This window comes from Halodesulfovibrio sp., from assembly GCF_015482765.1.
Classification (GTDB): Bacteria; Desulfobacterota; Desulfovibrionia; order Desulfovibrionales; family Desulfovibrionaceae; genus Halodesulfovibrio.
The window spans coordinates 1-3,789 of the sequence record NZ_JADMLB010000005.1 but is presented as its reverse complement, the minus strand read 5'-3'; the positions used below and the strand labels follow the sequence as shown (position 1 = coordinate 3,789).

Here is a 3,789-nt window from a genome sequence, read left to right as displayed (position 1 = left end):
TCACCACGCCAGTCGTCCATCATACCTTCAACTTCTTCAGGTACAACACGACAACCGGTGCCGACTACAACCCAGTCGTAATCGTATTTGCCTTCTTTAGTGGTAACAACTTTGTTCTTAGGATCAATATTGGTAATGGTATCCAGTACGAAGTTAACACCTTTAGGGACAAACTCAGCCTTAGGCTTTACACAATCACCAGGAGTGTAAACACCGAAAGGCACAAACAACCAGCCCGGCTGGTAGTGGTGCATCGGGTCACGGTCGATGATGGTGATGTCCCATTCTTTCTCGGCAAGCAGCTTGCGCATTTTTGCGGCAATCATTGTGCCGCCACAACCTGAACCGAGAATAAGTAGTTTCTTCATGCCTGATCTCCTCTTACATATCAGTGAAGTAGAGCTTGCCGGAGATTCTAGCCTTCTCACGGTAAGCGGTTACGTCGTTTTTAGACGTTTTTTTATGCAACATGGTATTCAAGGGAGAAAAGGCATGCGTGAACATCCGAATCTCCCTGAATAGATTTAGGGGATAACAACTGGTCGTTACGAGTGGTGTGTGTCGCATCTCGTAACCCCTTCTGCTATCGACAAAATTTATTGACTGTAACTTGAGGCCTCTTTCTGCATGAGATCTGCAAGAGTGATTTTCTCAAGTGTGTCTTCTAATGCTTGGGCTACACTGTCCCAAGATCCAACAACAGGAGCCTGAAAGAATTCATCTTCAGAGGAAGGAGTAGGGGCAATTACTCCGCCTTCAATTACTCGTAATACCTGTGCGAGAGTCACTTCTTCCGGACGTCTGCAGAGAATATGACCACCTGCAACGCCGCGAACGCTCCTGACCATTCCGGCAGATTTAAGTGAACGAATAATTTTTTCGATAAATTTTACGGAAATTCCTGTTTTGTCTGACAGAGTTGCTGCCGGAACTGGTTTGTTGCTATCTTGAAGAGCAAGATGAGCTAGCAGTAACGATGCATTGTGTGCAGTTGTAGAGATACGCATGACTTGCTCCTTGTTTGGGTGTGTGTAGTTCTTGTTGTTTAATTCCTACTTTTGTAATCCAGATTAATTTAATCCGGATTAGATAGGTCGGAAATAGCTGAATCGGAAAAAGCTGTCAACATGGATTCGTAAAAAAAGTTGTGTGGATTATAGGGGGTTACAACGGGTGAAAATAATGTGGAGGTGCGTTAAATCTAAAAAATGAAGGATGTTACGTGCTAGTCAAAGAAAAAAAGATAATAAAAAAACAACAACGCCTTGCTAATTTAAATAGCAAGGCGTTGTTGTTTATATAATTTCAGTAGCAGTTGAAATAAACTTGCCAAGAAAAAAATGTTAAGAATTAGTCAAGAGGATGAACTTTTCCGTCAATAATATCTTGCAGCGATATAGAATTAAGCTCATTTTCCAGTACTTGCGACGCCTTAATCCAAACACTTCGAGTCGTGCAGAACTCTTTACGAGGACAGTCGTCAGCAAGTTTTTTATCACAACATGCGGTTAGCCCCACATGTCCTTCCATAATCCGTATGACGTCACCAACCGAGATTGAGTCGGGTGTTTTGGCAAGCATATGTCCCCCGGCAGCACCGCGCATGCTTGTAATCAATCCGGCTTTTTTGAGGGGACGTAATATTTGTTCTATGAACTGAACGGACACCCCTGAAGACTCTGATAAAGAAGTAGTTTTCAAGGGAGAATCCGTGCCATGCCGACCTAATTTTACAAGAATTCGAACAGCATAGCGAGTACGCGCAGAAAGCTTCATTAATTATGCCCCTTAAATTACGAAGTCTGTTAATTGCGTGTCGATATTTAATGAGAGTACTACGTTAGTAAGTGCTTCTCGTCAAGGTAGGCTGCGGGTTTAAAGAGATTCAAACTATAATGAATATGCTGTAGCAGTGGGTACCGCTTTACCATCTGTACATCTATATTGCATATAATGACGTAATAAGAAGTGTTAGTATGTAGTAATCCACTGGGGATAATGCAACGTTTTCTCACTTCCGTATGGTATGGCATAAAAAGGGCATTGTAAGTAAAAGAAAAGTGTTTTTTCAGGTTGTTAAAGTGAAGATAAGAAAAGGCAGTATTTATTAAAAAATACTGCCTTTTCTTTTATGCAGATTTAAGAGTGTAAGAAACTCGGGCAGAACCGCAACCAACACCCGTGGAGGAGTGGTTTGGTAATGTGTTGAAAGTTTTAGAGAAGGAGGTGTCTAGAGCACCTATTTGATCATCGTCATTGAATTCTAAGATGGCAGCGATGGCTTTCCCAGTGCCTTTAAACAGTTCCCAAAAGGCGACTGAGGGGCCTTGTGTTGCAAGGATGACACGTAGCGCCGTGTCCATTGCTTTAAACTCAGGGCTATCTAGAAATGCGTTAAGCTTTTTACCTGTATCGCGGATATCAGAGTCATCTTCGAAGATGAGAAGGTTCCAGTTAAGAATATCCGGTGCTTCATCTGCATGATAAAGAAGTTTGCCATGTGCCAGATCCAACGTGTCACCAGAGCGGACACCTGTGAATGTTAGGCTTTGAATTTTGAGTAAAGAATCGCCTGCAAATTCCATATTAGGACATACAAGAGAGAGGAAAAAGACCTCGGCGGTACCGAATAACTCGTGGTTATCTAAAATTTTTACTTTGTTAAGCATGAAATCAAATGACATGTAGGTATCCCCCTTACTGTAGTAATAATGTATATTCTTCTGAATCTATAACATCTCCGGACGTATCAATGGCTTGTATAGTAAGCTTGGCAGGAAGCTTTCTTGTATCAAAATTCAGTTGTTCGAGTTTCCGCAGGTAAAGCTCTCTGGGAATTGCAAACAGGGAGTAATTTTTCCATCGAGAAACCGTTACTCCTTTCTCCATTCCCAGTACCGTTACTGTAGGAACCATCTGGCCTTGTTCAATAAAAGTAAAAGCTATTTCAGATTGTTTAATATCGGCGTCATCTATGGGAACTAAAATAGAGTTAGAGCAATAAGGAACAGTGTCATACTCATATGAAGTGCTTAAGCAGGGGTAAGCTGGAGGAGTTTCAGGGACAAGAGGAGCTATCTTGGTACATCCATATAAACAGAAAATGAGTGTAAGGAGTAATCCTATTAGGAGGCGTTTACTATCGAACAACATCAATTTCTCCTTCTCATAAAAGTGTGTAGGTGGAGTTCTATATACTCTATGCGAAGTTGAGTCGCAACTTTTTATTCTTAAAATAGAAGTAGTTGTTGCTTTTTGAATACAAAATCGAAAAGAATTTTTTGTATTTTCGTCGTGCGTAACGTGAATTCTATGTATACATAGTACAGTTCAACCATTGATTCCTATGGCAATGGGAGTCGTAATTGAAATTTTGTATATGCCTTGGATGTAGGAGGGGCCTGATTGAGAGATAGTGGATTGGCTAGATTGAGTTACAGGACAGAATGTTGAAAAGACGTAGAAGAAGGATCTTGCATGCTGAGTCTGTATGAAAAAAGAGCTTCAGATATTTTATCTGAAGCTCTTTTTTGCGAACGATTTTTTTCTTATTGGGAGAGTACAAAATTCTCATTATGAGTGTCAGCTTACAGACAGGTTGAAGCTCTTTTGGGGTAAGTAGAGTAAATGGTTGGCAGCAGAGGGAGCAGAAACGAAAAAAGGATTTACGGTTACTACCGCAAATCCTTATATTCTCTGGTGGGCCTAGCAGGATTTGAACCTGCGACCTGCCGGTTATGAGCCGGAGGCTCTGCCAACTGAGCTATAGGCCCCTTTTGTGCTGAGGAA

General features: G+C 41.4%; 5 protein-coding genes and 1 tRNA gene. All 6 read right to left on the bottom strand.

The features are described 5' to 3' along the window. The coding region (locus QZY95_RS00680; protein WP_290917962.1) for an FAD-dependent oxidoreductase at nucleotides 1–368 on the bottom strand (368 nt) is incomplete at its 3' end. A 228-nt stretch (nucleotides 369–596) separates the two neighbouring features. After that, the gene (locus QZY95_RS00675; protein WP_290917959.1) at nucleotides 597–1,007 is read right to left on the bottom strand and encodes an Rrf2 family transcriptional regulator; all 411 of its coding nucleotides are present in this window, start codon (nucleotides 1,005–1,007) and stop codon (nucleotides 597–599) included. Nucleotides 1,008–1,350: 343 nt separating this feature from the next. Further along, nucleotides 1,351–1,776: an Rrf2 family transcriptional regulator gene (locus QZY95_RS00670; protein WP_290917956.1), complete on the bottom strand. Its 426-nt coding sequence runs from the start codon at nucleotides 1,774–1,776 to the stop codon at nucleotides 1,351–1,353. 353 nt (nucleotides 1,777–2,129) lie between these two features. Beyond that, the gene (locus QZY95_RS00665) at nucleotides 2,130–2,684 is read right to left on the bottom strand and encodes a hypothetical protein (RefSeq protein WP_290917953.1); all 555 of its coding nucleotides are present in this window, start codon (nucleotides 2,682–2,684) and stop codon (nucleotides 2,130–2,132) included. Between the two features lie 13 nt (nucleotides 2,685–2,697). Then, the gene (locus QZY95_RS00660; RefSeq protein ID WP_290917950.1) at nucleotides 2,698–3,153 is read right to left on the bottom strand and encodes a hypothetical protein; all 456 of its coding nucleotides are present in this window, start codon (nucleotides 3,151–3,153) and stop codon (nucleotides 2,698–2,700) included. A gap of 544 nt (nucleotides 3,154–3,697) precedes the next feature. Beyond that, a tRNA-Ile gene (locus QZY95_RS00655) sits at nucleotides 3,698–3,773 on the bottom strand. Nucleotides 3,774–3,789 lie beyond the last annotated feature (16 nt).

What these genes read in the sequence shown, in the direction of transcription:
- QZY95_RS00675 (WP_290917959.1), bottom strand. Translation starts at nt 1,007, where the DNA reads ATGCGTATCTCTACAACTGCACACAATGCATCGTTACTGCTAGCTCAT.
- QZY95_RS00670 (WP_290917956.1), bottom strand. Translation starts at nt 1,776, where the DNA reads ATGAAGCTTTCTGCGCGTACTCGCTATGCTGTTCGAATTCTTGTAAAA.
- QZY95_RS00665 (WP_290917953.1), bottom strand. Translation starts at nt 2,684, where the DNA reads ATGTCATTTGATTTCATGCTTAACAAAGTAAAAATTTTAGATAACCAC.
- QZY95_RS00660 (WP_290917950.1), bottom strand. Translation starts at nt 3,153, where the DNA reads ATGTTGTTCGATAGTAAACGCCTCCTAATAGGATTACTCCTTACACTC.